At 45.6% G+C, this 19,903-nt stretch carries 19 protein-coding genes; 7 read left to right on the top strand and 12 right to left on the bottom strand.

Features of this window, described 5'->3' with window-relative positions:
- Positions 1-298: 298 nt before the first annotated feature.
- From BWI96_RS02440 to queA, 9 genes are all read right to left on the bottom strand, one after another.
- Complete coding sequence (locus BWI96_RS02440; protein ID WP_106635109.1) at positions 299-607, bottom strand: isoamylase early set domain-containing protein; 309 nt, start codon at positions 605-607, stop codon at positions 299-301.
- Positions 608-831: 224 nt separating this feature from the next.
- The gene (locus tag BWI96_RS02445) at positions 832-1,647 is read right to left on the bottom strand and encodes an energy transducer TonB (protein WP_106635110.1); all 816 of its coding nucleotides are present in this window, start codon (positions 1,645-1,647) and stop codon (positions 832-834) included.
- A gap of 102 nt (positions 1,648-1,749) precedes the next feature.
- Positions 1,750-3,051, bottom strand: coding sequence for a lipopolysaccharide assembly protein LapB (locus tag BWI96_RS02450; RefSeq protein ID WP_106635111.1), 1,302 nt, complete (start codon positions 3,049-3,051; stop codon positions 1,750-1,752).
- A gap of 138 nt (positions 3,052-3,189) precedes the next feature.
- A complete protein-coding gene (locus BWI96_RS02455) occupies positions 3,190-3,615 on the bottom strand; it encodes an energy transducer TonB (RefSeq protein ID WP_106635112.1) in 426 nt (141 codons plus the stop codon).
- Positions 3,616-3,710: 95 nt separating this feature from the next.
- Positions 3,711-4,949, bottom strand: coding sequence for a M56 family metallopeptidase (locus tag BWI96_RS22110; protein WP_106635113.1), 1,239 nt, complete (start codon positions 4,947-4,949; stop codon positions 3,711-3,713).
- Positions 4,950-5,049: 100 nt separating this feature from the next.
- Positions 5,050-5,421 carry a BlaI/MecI/CopY family transcriptional regulator gene (locus BWI96_RS02465; protein WP_106635114.1) on the bottom strand — a complete coding sequence of 124 codons (372 nt, stop codon included), beginning with the start codon at positions 5,419-5,421 and terminating at the stop codon, positions 5,050-5,052.
- A gap of 636 nt (positions 5,422-6,057) precedes the next feature.
- The gene (locus tag BWI96_RS02470; protein ID WP_106635115.1) at positions 6,058-7,020 is read right to left on the bottom strand and encodes a YitT family protein; all 963 of its coding nucleotides are present in this window, start codon (positions 7,018-7,020) and stop codon (positions 6,058-6,060) included.
- A 248-nt stretch (positions 7,021-7,268) separates the two neighbouring features.
- Entirely contained in the window at positions 7,269-7,955 is a 687-nt protein-coding gene (locus BWI96_RS02475; protein ID WP_106635116.1) for a 2-C-methyl-D-erythritol 4-phosphate cytidylyltransferase, read from the bottom strand.
- Positions 7,956-8,004: 49 nt separating this feature from the next.
- Complete coding sequence (gene queA / locus BWI96_RS02480) at positions 8,005-9,060, bottom strand: tRNA preQ1(34) S-adenosylmethionine ribosyltransferase-isomerase QueA (protein WP_106635117.1); 1,056 nt, start codon at positions 9,058-9,060, stop codon at positions 8,005-8,007.
- A gap of 206 nt (positions 9,061-9,266) precedes the next feature.
- Here queA and BWI96_RS02485 point away from each other — a divergent pair, with 206 nt between their 5' ends.
- The 5 genes from BWI96_RS02485 (at position 9,267) to namA (ending at position 13,675) form a co-directional block, all read left to right on the top strand.
- Positions 9,267-10,511, top strand: coding sequence for an ABC transporter permease (locus tag BWI96_RS02485; protein ID WP_106635118.1), 1,245 nt, complete (start codon positions 9,267-9,269; stop codon positions 10,509-10,511).
- 135 nt (positions 10,512-10,646) lie between these two features.
- Positions 10,647-11,024, top strand: a complete 378-nt coding sequence (locus BWI96_RS02490) for a hypothetical protein (protein ID WP_106635119.1) — start codon at positions 10,647-10,649, stop codon at positions 11,022-11,024.
- Positions 11,025-11,165: 141 nt separating this feature from the next.
- The gene (locus tag BWI96_RS02495) at positions 11,166-12,005 is read left to right on the top strand and encodes a DUF3822 family protein (RefSeq protein WP_106635120.1); all 840 of its coding nucleotides are present in this window, start codon (positions 11,166-11,168) and stop codon (positions 12,003-12,005) included.
- Positions 12,006-12,057: 52 nt separating this feature from the next.
- Positions 12,058-12,516, top strand: a complete 459-nt coding sequence (gene coaD / locus BWI96_RS02500) for a pantetheine-phosphate adenylyltransferase (RefSeq protein ID WP_106635121.1) — start codon at positions 12,058-12,060, stop codon at positions 12,514-12,516.
- 94 nt (positions 12,517-12,610) lie between these two features.
- Complete coding sequence (gene namA / locus BWI96_RS02505; protein WP_106635122.1) at positions 12,611-13,675, top strand: NADPH dehydrogenase NamA; 1,065 nt, start codon at positions 12,611-12,613, stop codon at positions 13,673-13,675.
- 55 nt (positions 13,676-13,730) lie between these two features.
- Here the strand turns inward: namA and BWI96_RS02510 are convergent, their stop codons facing one another.
- On the bottom strand, positions 13,731-14,420 hold the full coding sequence (locus BWI96_RS02510; RefSeq protein WP_106635123.1) for an NUDIX hydrolase: 690 nt from the start codon (positions 14,418-14,420) through the stop codon (positions 13,731-13,733).
- Between the two features lie 207 nt (positions 14,421-14,627).
- On the opposite strand from BWI96_RS02510, the gene pyrE reads away from it, so the two are divergent.
- Positions 14,628-15,275, top strand: coding sequence for an orotate phosphoribosyltransferase (gene pyrE, locus BWI96_RS02515; protein ID WP_106635124.1), 648 nt, complete (start codon positions 14,628-14,630; stop codon positions 15,273-15,275).
- A gap of 588 nt (positions 15,276-15,863) precedes the next feature.
- Here pyrE and BWI96_RS22775 read toward each other — a convergent pair.
- Together BWI96_RS22775 and dprA are read right to left on the bottom strand one after the other, a co-directional pair.
- Positions 15,864-16,688, bottom strand: a complete 825-nt coding sequence (locus BWI96_RS22775; protein WP_255400545.1) for a DnaJ domain-containing protein — start codon at positions 16,686-16,688, stop codon at positions 15,864-15,866.
- Positions 16,689-16,760: 72 nt separating this feature from the next.
- On the bottom strand, positions 16,761-17,858 hold the full coding sequence (gene dprA, locus BWI96_RS02525) for a DNA-processing protein DprA (RefSeq protein ID WP_106635126.1): 1,098 nt from the start codon (positions 17,856-17,858) through the stop codon (positions 16,761-16,763).
- A gap of 189 nt (positions 17,859-18,047) precedes the next feature.
- On the opposite strand from dprA, the gene BWI96_RS02530 reads away from it, so the two are divergent.
- Positions 18,048-19,823, top strand: coding sequence for a cytochrome c peroxidase (locus BWI96_RS02530; RefSeq protein WP_106635127.1), 1,776 nt, complete (start codon positions 18,048-18,050; stop codon positions 19,821-19,823).
- The last annotated feature ends 80 nt before the right edge of the window (positions 19,824-19,903 follow it).

Genomic DNA, 19,903 nt, shown 5'->3' on the forward strand with positions numbered 1-19,903 from the left:
AGAAGGTTAAAGTCAGACGGTGATTCTAAGTAACAAATTCAGGATGAGCTTTACCAGCAATTTCGGATGAACGGATGATAGCTCGGTTTCAATAGCTTACCCTGATGATACAAAGATAGGTGTTGTTAGGTACTTTGCAATACATGGTACCTATTTTTTTACTAATTTGTTTGTATCCGGTCTATTGAAGCGTTTACAGGATAAGGATGCAATGGAAAGGAAAAACGTTGCAGAACAGACAAAAAAATCCCCAACTTTTTATTAAAGCCGGGGAAGGGTATAGAGAAGATCGAAAAATTTACAATACTACGACTGAGTTTTCTTCGAATGAGACACCGCTGGATACATACTTATCAGCTTCCGAATCATTGATCCAATTGGTACCATCGATTAAGTAACGGAACTGATATTCTTTACCTGTGCTTAATTCAACAGTGGCTTTGAACGATCCATCCTTTTGTTTTTTCAAAGGCGTGGCGTTTACATCCCAGCTGTTAAATTCACCTACAACTGCTACTTTTTCTGCTCCTTTGCCAGATTCAGCAGGAACTAAGAAGGTTACCTTAGTGATTGGCTTGCTTTTGAGAGATTGCTTAGACAGACTCATGGTTGGATTATTCATTTTGATTTCCGAAACAAATATGCAAGCAACGGAACAATAAAACAACTGACTATCAGAATTTTATATAAAGTGAAGCACGGTAATATCCAATTTTAAATTTTTTATTGGGATAATTCTATTTTCATTTACCGTAGATTAAAAAGTTAGAAATGAACGGAAGCTAACTTTCTACTAAATCAGCCAGTTAAATTCCGTTCATCATAACTGACTCATTCTAAAGTAAATGCAATGGGTAAATGGAATCTGCACCGAACAGACCGACCCTGTTGACGACCGGGTTTCCAGCGAGGCATTTCCCTTAAAACGCGTCGGGCTTCTTCATCACAACCAAAGCCGATGCCTTTCTCAACTTCGATTTGTGATATACTACCGTCCCGGTCTACTACGAAAGAAACAAAAACTCTGCCCGAAATATTAGCCTGCTGAGCCTGCGTAGGGTAACGCAGATTTTTCTGTAAAAAACGATTCAGAGCTTCAATACCACCAGGGAATTCAGGTTGTATTTCTACATTTAACAGCGGAGCATCGTTGTCAGCGGATGGTTTAATTTCAACAATTGCATTTTTGATTCCTCCCGTATGATCAGAAATATCTACCACCGCGGGCATATCACTGCCGTCCAGAACGGTCTGACTTCCCGCCTGATGATCCTGCAACATTTTCTGGGTAACGTCTACTTCTTCTTTGACGAGTACATCGGGCGTAATCTCCGGTTGTAATAACTTATAAGTGTTCACGGGTTGCGTCTCCACTGGAGGCGGAGGAGTAACTACGGGTGGCTCAGGTAAGGGTTCGGGTTCTTCGATGATGACATCTTTCGTTAATAGCTTAGCTTTTACTTCGATTTCTGGTTTAGTAATTTTTGCAAAAAGCAAAGGTGAGAACGCCGTGAGCAGAAAGAAGCTAACACCAATCAGCAGAGCCAAGCGGATATTTTTTCCGTATACCTGACGCAGTTCGTAGGCTCCATAGCTCCGATTTCGGTTGGAGAATACGTAATCCTCTAAAGTTTGCAGGGTTTCCATAGTTTAACTAAATTTTTAGTTGATTGGGATTTAAGAAAAGCCCAGCAAGTGGGCTATGTTAGAGATGATTGTAAAGGTTGAAGGAAAGGTTAGGTTTGGGTGTTAGTCTTTTTTGAGCGTGTCAGGAATACTATGGCTAGTATCCTGGGCGACAACAGCGACGGGGGCGGGGAGGATAATTACCTTTTCCGGTTTTAGTTCTGCCAGCCGTCGGGCCGCTGCTTTATCAACCGCCATACAATCCAGGCGATCCTGTGGGCTGCTATACTTTCTCGAATACACGTTTTTACAGAGCCTGAGTGTCTCCTCGTAATACAGCAGAGCCAGTTCGGCGTTGATGTGATGTGTATCGTTCAGTTGAGCCAGCCGGAAAACGGCCTTCGGACGTCTGAAATTGTTAAAAATGGCCTGGTACTGCTTTATGGCGGTTTTAATGGAAGAAGGTTGTTTCTCCAGTTCGTAAAGATCCGCCATGCCCATCTGATAATCCGGTACGCGGGTTTGAGCCAGTCGAACGGCCTGATCGAAACGTCTGAAAGAATTAATATTAAAAATCGTAGAAGAATCTTTTTTTGCCTGCAACAGATAAGCCGTGCCGAGTCCACCGTAGTTATGCTCGGTTTCTTCTCCCAGATTAATCAGGCGATTGAAGGTAAAAATCGATTTATCAAATCGGCCCGTTTCATAGTAGGCCCGCCCCAGCATTCGCTGAAAATAAGCGGTTGAGTCGCCCATAGCCATCGTTTTTTCCAGCGATTGCACCACGGCTTCGAATCGGGCCAGGCGAAAATCAACCCGACTGTTCAGTAATAGAAAACGGATGGAGGTGGAATCTTTCGCCAGCCCGCGTTCAATATATTCCCCCGCAATAGTTAGATACTTATTGGGATTCAGGTCCAGATACAGACGAGCCAGTTCCGCCAAAGACTCCCGATCCTCTGGATTGATCTTTAAAGCCTTTTCATAATGAATGATTGCCTGCTCATCCTGCTCCAGTCGGTCGTATTGCAGGGCCGCTTGCCGTTGGAAATATCCATTCAAAGAGTCGATCTGAATGAGTTTCTGATACTGAGCCAGGGCGTTGCGGTATTGAGCGTCTTTCTCGAAAAGAATTCCTAACTGATGCAGGGCATCCCGCTGGGAAGTATCCCGTTTCAGAATGCGTTCGTAGGTTCGGCGGGCCGCCAGCGAATTCCCAATTCGTTGATGAGCGATTCCAAGTTCCAGTGCGAGATTATTATTTAATGAATCTGTCTCGCTAAGTTTTTGAAGCAGAGGAATGGCCTGCGAGTAATTGCCGGAACGTACCAATCGCTGGGCTTCTGCGTAAGCATCTACTGGCATTTGGGCAAAAGCAGCGTAGGTTCCCAGCAAAAATGCCAGGACAGGTAAAAGTCGTTTCATACATTATCAGAGGTTAGTAATGAATGGTTTGATGAGTTTTGAGTGGAGAGTTAGTAGCTAACCCGTTAACTCAAAACATCAAACGGCTAGGGTATCTCGCTTATTAGTTACCAATAGAACGGTTAGGTGGATGATTTATCAATCTCGGTAAGTAGTCACTACCAGATCCGCTTTTTCGGCTTCTGGCAATCGGGTAATGGCTGCATTTTTGCTGTCAATAACAAACGCAAATACTAATTCGTGGGTACTAATGATTGGTTGACCATTTTTATCTTTAGCTGCCTGCCACTTCGGCATGGTTTGAATTACCCGCAAAACTTCTTCTGAAAGGCCGGAATTCTCCCCATTAGCTTTCGCTTCCTGAATGATTCCATCTTTACCCACTGTAAACGAGGCCCTTACTATACCCTGAGCATTTTCTTCCTGCGAAGCCGTGGGGTAACGGGTGTTTTTCGCCAGAAATTTTAGCATTTCCGATCGGCCACCGGCGTAATGAGCAGGACTTTGGGCCTGGGTAATAAAACTGAGGAGTCCAAGTACAAACACGAATACGATTGAACGCATAGTAATAAACGTTTAATAAGTGGGGATAATCACTTCGACTAGAATAATCGTCACTTATTACCTAAAAAGTCGTACTCGAAACCGAGCCAGGAGGGCTATTCCATGGTAAATGTAATGGGTAAATTAAAGCGGCTTCTAACGGCATGGCCTGACTGATAACCGGGCTTCCATTTAGGCATATCCTTCATAATTCTTAATACTTCTTCATCGCAGCCAAAGCCAATGCCTTTCATAATTTCTACATCGGCGATGGAACCGTCTTTCTCAACTATAAAGCTGGTAAAAACTTTACCCTCAACGTTCGCTCGTTGAGCCGCAGCCGGATACTTGACGTGCTGAGAAAGGTATCGGTACATTTCTGAGTCACCACCTGGAAACTGAGCCTGCTTTTCAACTACGGTAAAAACTTCCTCCTTCGCATTCGTTTGTGCCGGAGCCGGAGTTTCAATGGGAATAATGACGAGTTCCTCCTTTTTTTCTTGCTGAGCACAGGCTGTTGCCAGAAAGATCATCGATCCGAAAACGGGAACAATCAGTGCGTATTTTACCAGAGCCGACGTTTGCGAAGGCTTTTGCTTCAGCATGGAAATCCGGGCTTTGAGAAAAGATTTATTAAAGAAGGTGTGAGCCAGCTCCATCTGCTGAACGCCAAACTGTTGCGAGAACAATAGCATGGCATAATCTGCCCGGCTGGTTTCCAGCCGACTGGCTACTTCGTCGGCCAGGTATTCGTGAATGAGGCAAATGTCCTGTTTCAGGAAATACACCACCGGATTGAACCAGTTCATGATGGCAATCAGCTCAAAGAAGATCACATCAGCCGAGTGTAACTGGCGAACGTGTACCCGCTCGTGCATTTCAATGGTGCGGCGATTCGACAGATTCTTTCCTACGAAAAAGTGATTAAAGAAAGCAAACGCCATATTCTGATCTACTTTGCGATTCGTTCGATAGCGAACCAGATCGCCCAGTCGCATGAGTCGAAACGCAAATCTGCCCAGCAGAATCAAAATCCCACAGAGGTAAGCAACGGCTAACAAATGACCCCAGGCCATGGGGTGTGCCGAGCGGGAATTATCGAGGTAATCAGGGGTAATAAAAACGACGCCGGGATTATAATAGGTGTAAAGCGACTCGTTTACCTGCTGGGTAAGCAGCCAGGTACGAATCCAGTCGGACTGCATGGCCGGGATAAAAAAGGCCAGTGCGGTTCCCGCCAGCAGAAAACTCCGGTTCAACTGATGAAACGTTTCTTTACGGAGGATCAGGCGATAAAACCCATAAAATCCAGCCAAATACAGATTTACTTGCAGGAGATAGTGCAACCAATTCATAGTTGTATGATGGCCTCAGCGGTCGTCTAAAGGTGAGAGGGTTGGAAAGCGGTCGAATCGGTTTAGAGTGTAAATCCAGTTCACACTCTAAACCGGATTCTTACTTTTGTTTCATTTGCTCGATCATCTTGAGGATATCGTCAGCTTCGTTGAGTTCTACTTTCTTTTTCTTTACGAAAAAGGAAAACAGACTACCGATCGAATTACCGAAATAGCTTTCCATCAATTTCTCCGTTGCGAAGGTGCGGTATTGCTCTTTAGTAATCAACGGATGGTATTGGTGTGACTTGCCGTATGCTTTATGCCCCACAAAGCCTTTCTGTTCCAGAATGCGAACAATGGTGGAAACGGTATTATACGCTGGCTTAGGCTCAGGCAATTGGTCAAGAACGTCTTTCACAAAACCTTTCTCAAGAGACCAGAGTACGTGCATAATCTGTTCTTCGGCCCGGGTAAGTTCTTTTTCAACCATAATTGTTCTTGCGTTTGGATACAAAAGGAACTTTCGCCCGATTTTGTATCAGAGAATAATAACTTGATTCAAAGATTGAACTAATATTTTAGTTCTACAACTATTTTTTTCGTTTTGTGCGAAAAAAATTTCATCAGGTGGGGTTTTACTGAAACGGAATGAAAAACTTCTGAGTAGGTAACCTATTCTAAAGAATAATAATTCGCTGAAAGAAAGTCAATTACCAGCTAATATCTGGTTTTCGCTGGTAATGACAAGGACTTGTTTCTGTATTAACGAAAAAACGGAAGCGATCTTAAGAGACCATCTAAAATTTATTCTAATCGTCGGACGCTAAAGCGAATCGTGACACCTACACTGATGGAGAGTACGACGAAAGACTAGCCAATTTCTGAAGGTTGGCAGGTGGGAACCTGCCGTTACTGTAGGAACGAGAGGCAATCTCATTCCAGAGGTGTTCGTCCGCGACACAGTTGTGGATGGCTGAACTAAGCGTCGCAAACGCTTTCCTCTGTAATCCGCGTTAGAAATACGGGCTAACAAAGGCCTGCTAATTTAATTAGTCTCCTATTCAGGAAAAGGCTATAAAAAAATCCCCGAACAAGCGAAGGTCCGGGGATTGGTTTTCGAGGTTAATTAATGAAACGCCCGCTTTTTGATCATGCCACCTTTGGTATCCTGAATACTGTGCTGCACAATGAACGCCTGGTTATCTATTTTGTCAACGGCGTTTTTCAGCCGGGTAATTTCTAAGCGAGTAATAACGGTATATACAATATCAATATCTCCTTCGCGGTCGCCACGTTTGCCGAAGCCGCGTTGGCCTTTATACATGGTAACACCTCGGCCCATTTCATTCACAATCATGCGGCGGATGGCGTCACTTTTTTCGGATACAATAGTAATGGCCGTATATTCTTCCAGGCCGGTAATAATAAATTCAATTGTACGAGAGGCTGAAAAATACGTCAGCATGGCGTACAAAGCGGTTTCTACGTTAATTAAGAGGGCAGAGATACTAAAAATAAAGACGTTGATGGCCATGATGATGTCCCCAACGGTAAATCCGGTTTTACGGCTCAGGTATAAGGCCAGAATCTCTGTTCCATCTAATACACAGCCCCCCCGAATGGAAAGCCCGATACCTGCTCCCAGGAAGAAACCTCCAAAGACGGCAATCAGCAGCTTATCGTGCGTGAAGACGGGCAATTCCAAAAAGGCCAGACAGAGAGCCAGAGCAATAATCGCAAACAGCGTACGAATGGCAAAACCCAGCGAAATCTGTCGGAAGCCTAGAAAAATAAAGGGGATGTTAAAGATGACCAGCAAAATGGAAAGATTCCAATCGGTCAGAGCACGTACGAGTAGGGAAATCCCGGTAACGCCACCATCCAGAAAGTGACTGGGTAATAAAAAGCCACGAAGCCCTACCGCTGCAGTGAAGATCCCAAAGACGATGAGAAGGGTATCTTTGGTGACCTGCTTTGGATTCAGCGTGCGAAAGTTTCGAACCTGATGATAAAAAAAGCGACGGAAGGGCGAGCGATGAGTAATAGTAACGCCGGGGAGCCGTAATGGAGGTGAAGTATTGTGTAACATAGAGCGAATTGAGAAGGTGATGAATAGAAAACACTAACTATTCCGCTATGGATAGTATAGTAAATATATCGATTTTATCCTACTCTATCCCGCTAAAACGCACTTATCCACAGAAGATTAGAAAATTCTAATCCGGTTAATTACAAATTAAGCGTCTGATTTAAAGAAAGAATCAGAAAAAGCTGTATTGTTTTCAGTCGCTTTAAAACTACGTAACTGCCTGATAATGGAGAAAATAAGAAAAAACGTTAAGCTAAAGAGCTGCCTTTCAGCAGAGCTTCTGCGAAGGCCATGTCTTCGGGCGTCGTGATTTTAATGTTTTCGTACGAACCTTCCAGCAGGTGAATGGGGTAACCCGCCGCTTCGGCTACGCTGGCATCGTCCGTAAATAAAGGACTTTCGGCCTGTTCAAAAGCTTTTTTGAGCAGGGAAACCTGAAACGTCTGCGGCGTTTGCACGAGGCGAAGTTTAGAACGATCCAGAGCACTATTCCCCGCATCTTCGGTAACCAGACGAATAGAATCTTTGGCCGCAACGGCGGCAATGGCTGTACCGCTTTCTGCCGCGACTTCGAAACTACGGGCAATCACCGAAACCGGAACCAGCGGACGAACACCATCATGAACCGCCACGAGTCCATCCGTAGTAACCTGTTGTAAGCCATTGCGAACCGACTGAAAACGAGTAGCTCCGCCGGGCGTTTCAATAATAGGCTGAGAAAAGGGCAGGGGATATTCTTTACGAAGCTGTTCCCAGTAGGAAAACTGGTCGGCGGGCAAACACAGAATAACCTGTAGATCGGGAGAATACTCCAGAAAACGCTCCAGTGTATGAATCAGGATGGGTTTTCCAGCAAGAGATAAGAATTGTTTGGGCAATGAAACGCCCATGCGACTGCCGCTGCCACCAGCAACGAGGATAACGTATCGTTTCATAACTATGGGCTGTTAGCTATCAGCTACCAGCCCATAGCTAACGAGCCAATTACAGAATCAGCATTAAATCGCCGTAACTGAAGAACTTATATTTTTCCTTAATGGCCGTTTGGTACGCTTCCATCATCAAGTCATACCCACCAAAGGCACAAACGCCCATGAGCAGTACGGATTCTGGTAAGTGGAAGTTCGTTAACAAGGCATTACTGATTTTGAAATCGTAAGGAGGGAAAATGAAACGATCCGTCCAGCCTTCGCTTGGTTTCAGTCGTGAATTCGCAGAAACCGACGATTCCAGCGTTTTCAATACCGTATTCCCTACGGAACAAACCCGTTTTCCGGCGTCCAGAGAAGCATTAACTACGTCCGCTGTTTGTGCAGGAATGAAGTAAGGCTCAGAATCCGTCTTGTGCTTGGTGAGATCTTCTACGTCTACCTGACGGAAAGTACCCAAACCTACATGAAGGGTAATCGGCGTAAAGTCGGTGCCGTTAATCTCCATGCGTTTCTTGATATTCTTCGTGAAATGCAAACCGGCGGTAGGGGCAGCTACGGCTCCTACTTTCGAATCATCCGCAAAGATGGTTTGGTAACGCTCCCGGTCTTCATCCGTGGCTTTCCGACGACTTTTAATTTCTTCGGGTAGAGGCGTTTCGCCCAGCTCGTGAATGGCTTTCATCAACGCATTGTGGTCGCCATCGTACAAGAAACGAATGGTACGACCCCGCGAAGTGGTATTGTCGATTACCTCTGCTACCAGATCGCTATCGCCAAAGTACAGCTTGTTACCCACCCGAATTTTACGGGCCGGGTCTACCAGCACATCCCACAGGCGATGTTCACGATTTAGCTCACGGAGTAAGAATACCTCAATCTGTGCTCCGGTTTTTTCCTTGCTACCGTACAAACGAGCTGGAAAAACCTTAGTATCGTTCACAACCATCGTGTCGCCTTCGCCAAAATAATTCACGATATCACCGAATTTTCGATGTTCGAATTGCCGGGTTTGACGATTAACTACCATCAGTCGTGCTTCGCCGCGTTCGACTGGATGGAGGGCAATGAGATTTTGCGGCAAATCAAATTTAAATTCGGATAACTTCATGGAATTCAGCTAGATACCAGATAGTGTTGGCTAAATATGCACTTTATCAAGGCCGAATGTCAAGCTTTTTTGGAAATTTTATAAAAAATATTTAAAAAGCGGTATTCCGTTTAACCTTTAAAAAGTATAGTTGAACCAACTTTTTCTTGTAAAACATTTGGAATGATTTCTACTTTGAAACTTGCACCTCAGATAGACTCATAAACATGAAATTTCTTCGGCAGGTTTTCGAAAGTCTTCGCTTTGCCTGGCAGGCCTTACGTTCTAATTTGTTACGAACCGTATTGTCGCTACTGGGCGTAAGCGTGGGTATTTTTTCAATTATTGCCGTTTTTACCATGGTCGACTCACTGGAAAGCAGCATTCGGGAAAGCCTGAGTTTTACGGGCAGTAATACCATTTTCGTTTCCAAGTGGTCCTGGGATTACAGCAGCCCGGATTATGCCTGGTGGAAATTTTTCCGGCGGCCTGCTCCGAGTTATTCTGATTTTCAGTTCTTAGAACGTAACCTTGAAAACGCCCAATATGTTGCCATTTCGGACGGACGGGGTGGCCAGACCATCAAAAATGGGAATAATTCCATGACGGCTGGCGTGCGGGGTATTAGTTATCAATACAACCAAATTTCAGATTTACCCGTTGAATCAGGACGCTATTTTAGTCCGATGGAAGAAGAGGCTGCCCGAAACGTGGTCGTTATCGGGGCGGATGTGGCGGCTAATTTGTTCCCTTTTCAGGAAGCCGTCGGGAAATTTGTCCAGATTAAAGGACTGCGGTTTCAGGTAATTGGCGTAATAGAACGCATTGGTACGGGCATGTTTGAGATCGGCGGTAAGCCAGACATCCGTTGTTACATTCCTTATAAATCCTTCTCAAAACTCTTTCACACCAAATACTCAGAACCTAATATTTCCATAAAAGGATATGATCGGGACGAAAAGCTTCAGGAACTTGAAGGCGAATTAACGGGGCTCATGCGGAGCAAACGCGGGTTGAAGCCTTATCAGGAAGATAACTTTTCCCTTAATCGCCCCGAGGCCATTCAGAATCTGGTGGAAACGATCTTTAGTGCCCTTCGCGGAGCCGGGATTATTATTGCTCTCTTTTCTTTATTAATCGGAGGCTTCGGGATTGCCAATATTATGTTCGTTTCGGTGAAAGAGCGAACCAGCCTCATTGGAATTCAGAAATCATTGGGGGCAAAAACCTACTTTATTCTGTTCCAGTTTCTCTTCGAAGCCATTTTCCTGAGTCTGATTGGAGGTATGGTCGGCATTCTCTGGGTTTGGGTATTAACGTTTTACCCGCAGGATTTATTAATCATTCAGCTTTCCTTACGAAACGTCGTTATTGGCCTGGTCGTATCGAGTAGTATTGGCTTGTTATCGGGGATTATTCCAGCCTGGATTGCCGCCCGAATGGACCCCGTATTAGCCATCCGCTCGAAGTAAACAGAGTTGGCAATGTTTTTTAGGGAACTTCGCCTGAAAAATGGTTAATAATTCAACGAAGATATTTTTCTTTGAGTCTAAATGATTCCTTTTACTCATATCCTTGAGTAGGGCACCTAAACAATTCAACCTAAAATGAAAACATTTGGTAAAGTATTATTGATTCTGGCCGTCGTAACGCTGGTCGTTTTCTGGATTCTTACAAAAATTAATTATTCGGAAGGCGAACGAGCAGGAACCATCACTCGCTTCAGTAAACGGGGTTATGTCTTTAAGACCTGGGAGGGCGAGCTATTATTGGGTGGTTTTTCGGAAGGAACGGGCCAGATGAACGCTGAAAAATGGCAGTTCAGTGTCGATAATGGGAAGGATTCCACGATTAGTACCATTAACGAAGCTCTGCGTTCGGGAAGACGGGTAACGCTTTTTTACGAAGAAAAACTCTTCCAGTTTGACTTTGACGGCGAAACCAAGTTCTTCGTCACGAAGGCTGAATTTGCCGATGGCCGCTAAAAGCTGAAGGTAAAAAGGGGGTCTGGTGCAACACTAGAAACGAATCTTTGCCGAAATGTTGATAGTTTTGGTACTTTAATACCCAGTTACTGCTTTAGTTAACTGTGGGTAACGAACCATCAGTAATCAATCCATAGGCGTATGACCCCCGCTTTTCAATTTCGGCAGGAGGCATTTTTACTAACCTCGGTTAGTTCATATATACTTACCCTGGCTCTGAATCCCAAGGATTTTCAGATTAGTATTATTGATCCCGTCAATAATCTGTGTCTGTGGCTGGACGAATTCGCTTTACCTGAAACGACTTCAGAACAAGAATACCTGGCTCAGATTCAGGAGATTGTCAGCAAGCATCCCATTGCTGAAAAAACATTCTGGAAGTCTATTCGGCTTATTGTCAATAACCAATCTTTTACCCTGGTACCGACGGCCCTATTCAAGAAGGAATATGCTGCTCGCACGTTGTCACTGGCCCGTGGTCAGGTGACTAGCCAGGAGACGGTTCAGCATACGCTACATCCGACGTGGGAGGCTACTAATCTATTTGCTTTCCCAACGCTGTTTTCGGACTGGATTCTTGATATTTATCCGCTGGAAAAAATTCAGGTTTTTCATCAATCCGATCTTCTGCTGGAATTAAGTTCCAAACTGAAAAGTACGGGACTGATGATTTACGTAGAAAAACAGGCAGCCACGCTGGTCTATGTGAATGAAACGAAGCTCCATTACTGCAATCGCTTTGTATACCGGGCCGCTTCTGACTTAGTTTATTACGTACTTTTTGTAATGAATGAATTAAAAATCGATGCGGAAGAAATTCCGGCCTGGGTTTTTGGCGTGGTGACGGAAGAGGATGACTCCTACAAAGGGCTTTATAATCACATTAAAAATCTGTCGCTGGGCTTACCTGATGCGGTTTCCATTCCCCGCCTGCCCGGAGATTCCCCAGTTTTCTATCACGTAGCTACTTTATTGAGCTAGCCAATCGAAATGCCTGTAACCCTCCCTGCTTTCTTAACCCTATCCTTCAGTTATGTCGAAAATCGCTTTTTTCCCCGGTTCATTTGATCCTTTCACGAAAGGACATGAAGATATTGTACGACGGGGCCTGAAGCTCTTCGACGAGATTATCATCGGTATTGGACATAATACCAGCAAAAAGCGGTATTTCTCGGTGGAAGTAATGACACGGGCCATTCAGCGAACCTTTATTAATGAACCGGTTCAAGTAGTTCCTTACCAAGACTTAACGGCCCGGGTGGCTAAAGAATACAACGCTTCCTTTTTGTTGAGAGGACTCAGAAATACAACGGATTTCGAATACGAAAACAGTATTGCCCAGGTTAACCGGGATCTATACGAAGGGTTGGAAACAGTATTCCTGATTTGCTCGCCGGAATTGGCTCCCATTTCCAGTACCATCATCCGGGATTTGCATCGGTATGGAGCCAGCGTAGATCAATATCTGCCCTATTCGGTGAAAGATCTCTAGACACACAGGCTCGTCTAACGTTCGAATTTGCTCGCTCGGGAACGGAAGTTTATCCTAACTTATTTACTACTTAGGTTTAAACATCTTTCCGAATATGTCACTATTATTTTCTCCACTGACGCTCAAGAAAATCACTTTTCGTAATCGAATCGTGATTTCTCCCATGTGCCAGTATTCATCCGTCGATGGTTTTGCCAATGACTGGCATCTGGTTCACTTAGGCTCACGGGCCGTGGGTGGGGCCGGGTTAATTATTCAGGAAGCCACGGCAATTTCTCCCGAAGCCCGTATTTCTCGCGAAGACCTGGGGATCTGGAAAGACGAGCACATCGAAAAATTACAGCAAATCACTTCTTTCATTCGTCAGCAGGGAGCTGTGGCAGGTATTCAACTGGCTCACGCTGGACGCAAAGCCAGCGTATTTCGTCCCTGGGATGGAGGGGGACAGGTACCCGAAACGCAAGGGGGCTGGAAACCCGTTGCTCCAAGTAACATCCCTTTTCAGGAGGCTGATGTTCAGCCAACGGCTCTGGATAAAGAGGGTATTCAAAAAGTGATTGCTGACTTTAAAGACGCCGCTGCCCGATCCTTCCGGGCGGGTTATGAAGTGCTGGAAATTCATGCGGCTCATGGGTACTTAATTCATCAGTTTTTCTCGCCTCTTAGTAATAGCCGCACCGACGAGTACGGCGGTAGTTTCGAAAATCGAATCCGAATTCTACTGGAAATTCTGGAAGCTGTACAAACCGTTTGGCCCGTAGAGTTACCCGTGTTTGTACGAGTTTCGGCAACGGATTGGGTAGAGAATGGCTGGGATGTTGAGCAGTCCGTTCAACTGGCCAAAATCCTTAAAGAAAAAGGCGTAGATATCATTGATACTTCGTCGGGAGGTCTGGCTTCTTATGCCAAGATTCAGGCGGGGCCGAACTATCAGGTACCTTTTTCGGATCAGATCAAAAATCAGGCAGACGTACAAACCGGAGCCGTAGGTATCATTACCGAAGCTCAGCAGGCCGAAGAAATTCTTCAGAAGGGTCAGGCCGATCTGATTTTCATTGCTCGTGAATCGCTGCGAGATCCTTACTTCCCGATTCATGCCGCGAAGGTTCTCGGAGACGAAATTAAATGGCCTTCTCAATACGAGCGGGCAAAACGATAAGCTCTAAAAAACAACTTCCCGAAAGTTATAAGCTTTCGGGAAGTTAATAATGACCTTAGTTTTTGGCAGGGACCGTACTCCAGAGCCGCTCAAAAACATAGCGAATGGAGCTATAGGAATCGACCATCGCATTCTGCACTTCTTTTTTAGACATCCAGCTAATCTTCTCGATGTCTTCTTCCCATTGCGGAGTCATGTTTTCATCACTCAGGCAATTCATCTGATACCATTTGGTTCGTTTCAGAATACGGTTACCGTTGTGCGTGTACGTATGCCAGGTCGTACAGATTTTATCGACAAGTTCTGCATCCACACCCGTTTCTTCCTTCACCTCGCGAATAGAAGCTCCTCTTGATTTTTCACCCGGATCTAGTTTGCCCTTGGGTAAATCCCAGCGTTTCAGACGATAGATTAACAGGATTTTATTATCCTTAAAAACTACGCCACCGGCGGCTTTAACCACTTTGAAGTAACTTTTTAACCGGCTTTCAGCTGCTTTCTGATCGGCTACTTGTACCAGAATGCTTTGTAAAGCGGCAGGATGTTCATCGTGTAAAATGTTCATTAAACGTTCCAGAGACGCTAGTGAAGCATTCAGAATTAAAACATGACCGTGAAGCTGATCCGTTTTAATTCCCTCCAGACGGGTATCAATGACCACGTCAAAATCACTCTTTTCCCGTAATAGATTGGCTCGTTGAGCATCAGTAATTTTTACGGGACGGTCGTTGATAAACAGGACCATGAATCTCTCTCTAAATGGTTAGTAATACAAAGATAAAGGAAGTGTGGCAAAGTCCAGAAGTAGGAAACTGATAAAGAAGATAAGCCTTCAAATGGTTCCTTAGGTTGGATAAAGTTAAGGATTGTTTGTCAAAGAAAGGACTGAAAAAAGGGAAGGGAACTTCAGTGCAACTCCTCGACGACGGACAGAATTTCCTACCTTTGTGGCATGGAACTCGTACCCTCATCAACCGTAGCCGCTCGCGTGGCTGAAATGCTTTTGGAAGTAAAAGCAGTACGTCTAAGCCCCGAATCGCCCTTTACATGGGCCTCTGGCTGGAAATCACCCATTTATTGCGATAACCGCGTTACGCTTTCTTCGGCCTCCGTTCGGACGTATATCAAAGATGCGTTAGCCGAAATGATTAAGAATGAATTTGCAGGTGTAGACGCCATTGCAGGAGTTGCCACAGCGGGTATTCCTCAGGGAGCTTTGGTGGCGGATGTGTTAGGGTTGCCATTTCTGTACGTTCGTCCTAAACCGAAAGATCATGGCATGGGTAATCAGATTGAGGGTCGTCTGGAAGCGGGACAGAAAGTAGTGGTTATTGAAGACTTAATTTCAACGGGAGGCAGTTCTCTGAAAGCCGTTGAAGCTTTACGCAAAGGTGGAGCTGAGGTCGTAGGAATGGCGGCTATCTTCACTTACGGATTCCCAATTTCCGAACAGAATTTTGAGCAGGCCGGAGTAAAACTTCGTTGCCTGAGTGATTATAATGCTCTCGTGCAGGCCGCTTTACCGCTTGGATACATCACCGAAGATCAGGTAACTACGCTGAGAGAATGGCGTCAGGCTCCTGAAACTTGGAAGCAGTAGGAGTTTTCAGTTTTCAGTTTTCAGTTTTCAGTTTTCAGTTTTCAGTTTTCAGTTTTCAGTTTTCAGTTTTCAGTTTTCAGTTTGGAAAGAGAAAACCCATAAAGGTAGGGGAGTTGTTTTGAAATGGAGACCCTAACCCCGGAGGGGTTAAATATGAATAGCCCCGGATGAAAATCCGGGGTGACAACCCAGGGTTCCCCTGGCTGGTGTCCTCACCAGCCTGTCTGCTAAAGGTAGGGGAGTTGTTTGAAAATGGAGACCCTAACCCCGGAGGGGTTAAATATGAATAGTCCCGGTCTGGATGGACCCAGGTTGGATAGCCCCGGATGAAAATCCGGGGTTTTTCGTATGAGGTACATGCCCTCGCCTTGGCTGGTGTCCTCACCAGCCATTACTAAAAGCCTAGTGGTTGGTGAGGACACCAACTAGGGCGGGGGCGGCGGCTTTGGTTACCATTTAAATGGACTTCCATTTCCCGGCCAGACGCGATGAAGTCGCGTCTCTATGTGGATGCCTGACGGGGAAAAATCTCCTAACAAACGATTCGGACGTTAATGAATTCATTAGAACCGTAGGCTAACACCTCTTTTACCGACAGTACTTATTCATTAACGCTGCGGCTTCCTGTTCTCCTAAACGAACGGCCTGTTGCCAGTCATCGCAGGCCCGGAGGCTATCTTTTTCCAGCCAGAAATTCGTTCCCCGCATCTGAAAAAGCTTTCCATTTTCCGGGTTACTTCGCAGAGCTTTATTGAGGTGACTGCGACTTTGAGCGTATTTTTTCAGGTAATAGCTACAAGTAGCCAGTTCCATTTCCAGCCCTTCTTCAGGTAAAGTTTGCTGGGATACCGTGGATAAATCACCGTAAGCTTTTTCAAATTCCCGCAAGTGTAACAATACCTGGCCTCGCAATCGATAAGCAAGCATGAGCTGATCATCATGCACGATGGCCATGTTCAGTTTTCCCAAAGCGGCTAGTGTGTCCTCATCCACTAGCATCCGCGTAGCCTGAGCTACTTCCTGTTCGGCCTGTTTATGGTTATATTGCTGCAACCCGAAAAAACCAATAATAACGCTGAGGATCAGAAGCGAAACGCCCGAAATAAGCCAGCGGCGATACGTCGATCGTGATGAGGGAGGCGGTGACGGGGCAGCAGGTTTGGGTTTCGGCGGCGGGGGGGGTGTTTGCGTTTGAGTCCTTTGAGCAGAATTTAGTTTGAAGTCATACGAAGCCCGCAATGCCGGGTCCGAAAGAACTCGATACGCCTCATTGATTGCTTTAAATTTCTCTTCCGCCTGCGAATGATTAGGGTTTTTATCGGGATGCCAGCGAACGGCCAACTGACGATATGCTCGCTTGATTTCTTCGGCTGAAGCCGTTCTTGAAACGCCAAGTTGTTGGTAATGTGTCAATAGTCTCTGATTTTGCTTAGAACGAAGGTTTCCACTGAAAGGTATTTCATGAACCGAAACCATGAACCAAACTTAAGAAAGTCCATACACTTTTCCGGGCAGACTTCGGATAAGACCCTGAAATTCCAAATTAAGTAACAAAGAAGCCAGCTTAGCCATAGGAATCTGTGATCGCCAGGCCAGATCATCAATGTGCTGAGAACCAGCATCTCGTAATAAGCTCATAATCTGACTCTCTTCCTGTGAAAGCATGCTCAAATCCTGTAAATGATCTTTAGCATTAGCTGATTGTTCACCCCAATTCAAACTGTCCACCATCGAAGGCACATCAAGAAAGAGTTGGGCTTTGTTGTGATAAATCAGGAAATTACAGCCTTCCGAACCGGGGTTTTTCAGATTACCCGGAATAGCGAAAACATCCCGATTATAGTTGTTCGCGTACTCTGCCGTTCCCATCGCTCCGCCTTTCTTCGCCGATTCAATCACAAGCACCACGTCAGAAAGCCCGGCAATGATCCGGTTTCGATTTAGAAAAAAACGTCGGTCGGGTTTGATACCCAAGGGTTGTTCAGACACAATACCGCCCAGTTCCTGCATCTGAAAAGCCGTTTTCTGGTGTTCTGCCGGGTAAATCGTATCAAGTCCATTGGCCATTACCCCAAACGTGGGTAAATCATATTTCAGGGCTGCTTTATGAGCAGTGATGTCAATGCCGTAGGCTAGTCCGCTTATAATGGCCGGTTGGTAAGGAGCCAATTGTTCCACTATTTCTTCAGTCAGGCGACGGCCATAATCTGTTGCTTTGCGGGTGCCTACAATACCCACCGTTCGCGGGTGGTTCATAGTTCCCTGCCCTTTGAAGAAAAGCACAGCCGGGGCATCGTAAAGCGATTTCAAACGAGGAGGGTAATTTTTATCCGTAAAAAACAGAAAAGTATAACCACCCTGGTCCAGCCGTTGAAGCATTTGTTCGGTCTGAACAAAGCTAGTCTTGGCAGCAATGGTTCGGGATAATAAGTCACCGATACCCCGGATTTTCTGAAGTTTTCCCGGAGGTAACTTAAAAACGGCCTCAGCCGACCCGCAGTTGGAGACCAGTAAACGAGTAAGCATATCACCCACACCAGGCGTGAGCCATAAAGCCAATTGGTAGAATCGTTCGGAATACATAGAGTTACTAAATAAAGGCTGATAAAATTGAATAATTTTGAGTATAAATAATCATAATGGCTTGATTAATACCTGAACGGTCAGGCTGATTAATTGATCATGATTTTTCTGAGCAGGCATTTTTGATGGCTAAAGAGCGGTACTTTTGAAGTAGAAAGGCACGTATCCTTCCCAAACTCAAGCTTTAATATGCCCCGTTTATGGATTTGTTTACTGCTCATCATAGCCTTGCCTACCTTACCGTCCTGGCGGTCGGAACGTACGCAGGCAGATGACTTGAAAGAACGTTTTCGCGAGCGACTGGCAGAATTTAACCGGGCCACCGAACGCCTCGAACGAAGTTATCCCCTGGATACCATAAACTCCCGTGAATCTTTTCTGAAAGCCCGGCTTGCCTACAAGCGAATCGAGTGGCTGGTGGAGGGGTATGACCCCATCATGGCCCGGCAGATGAATGGCCCGCCCGTGGAGGAAGTTGAAATGGAAGATCAGTTGTTGATCGAACCGACAGGGTTTCAGGTAATCGAAGAAATCATTTTTCCCCGACTGGATACAACCCGGCTGGATGAGCTGCAACAGGAGTGCGAAGAATTGCAGGCCAACGCCCGATTAGTAGCCAAACATCCATGGCTCAATGAGTTACAGCCGGTGCATTTCTGGGATGCTCTGCGGCTCGAACTGGCTCGTATAGGTACATTGGGAATTACGGGGTATGATTCACCCGTGGTGCATTACTCCTTGCCCGAAGCCCTGGCTTCGCTGGAAGGCTGCGAGGATTTGATTAATGCCTATGAAGTAAGTGCTGAAACGGAAGCGTATCTAAAGAAAACCAAAGCTGCTTTAAAAGGTGATTTTGATACCTTCGATCGGGCCGAATTTCTGATTCAGTGCTTGCGTCCCTTGTGCCAGTCGTTGCAGAAAGATCAACAACGGTTTGGGATTCCGGCGTTAAGAGACAATGGTCGTTTTCTTGCAACGGATGCCTGGTGGATATTTGATAAAGACGTTTTTCAACCCGAATTGTACAGTCCGCAACCCGAATGGCCCGCAACCGAAGGCCGCATTGCCCTGGGCGAAAAGCTTTTTAAAGAGTCCTTACTTTCGGGAAACGGGCAGCGAAGTTGTGCGACCTGTCATCAGCCCGAGCGGGCTTTTACCGATGGGTTACCGAAAAGTCAGACCCTGGATCATCAGGGAACCGTAGCCCGCAATGCTCCTACGCTTTGGAATGTAGCCTTGCAGGCGACTTTGTTTCAGGATGCCCGCTCGGCTTCGCTGGAAATGCAGATTGCGGATGTGATGAAAAATCCGCTGGAAATGAATGGCTCGCTTTCAATCGCTGTATCTAAGTTATCTCAGAACAAAAGTTATAAGGAAGCCTTTAGAAAAGCGTATGGTTCGGAGGTAAAGTCAGATCAGGTTATGAACGCTCTGGCGGCTTACTTACGCTCCTTGATCCGGCTGGACTCCCGTTTTGATCAGTTTATGCGGGGTAATGCCCATGCTCTTACTGCCGAAGAAAAACGCGGTTTTAACCTCTTTGCCGGAAAGGCGAAATGTGCCACCTGCCATTTCATGCCTTTGACAAATAGTATGTTACCGCCTTCCTATGAACATTCGGATGTGGAAGTATTAGGTGTTCCGGCTCAGGCTGATCTGGATCACCCCACGCTGGACTCCGACTGGGGAGCTGGAAAGATCGCCAATTTCAGTGTATTACGTTATGCTTTTAAAACGCCGACGCTACGGAATGTTGAACACACGGCTCCTTACATGCATAACGGCGTTTTTAAAACCCTGGAGGAAGTGGTGGAGTTTTATGATCGGGGCGGTGGTCAGGGCATTGGGCTGGACGTTCCAAACCAGACTTTGCCGCCCGAACCGCTGGGACTAACCGTTCAGGAAAAGGCCGATTTGGTCTTGTTTATGAAAACTCTGACCGATGTACCTGATTCACAGAAATAGAAAATTTCAGAGCCACTCTGGAATAATTCACCAAGAAATGCAGTTAGCCTTTCACGAATGCCGATTCTGAAATGAAAGCA

It is taken from the genome of Siphonobacter sp. SORGH_AS_0500 (genome assembly GCF_002838835.1).
Taxonomy (GTDB): domain Bacteria; phylum Bacteroidota; class Bacteroidia; order Cytophagales; family Spirosomataceae; genus Siphonobacter.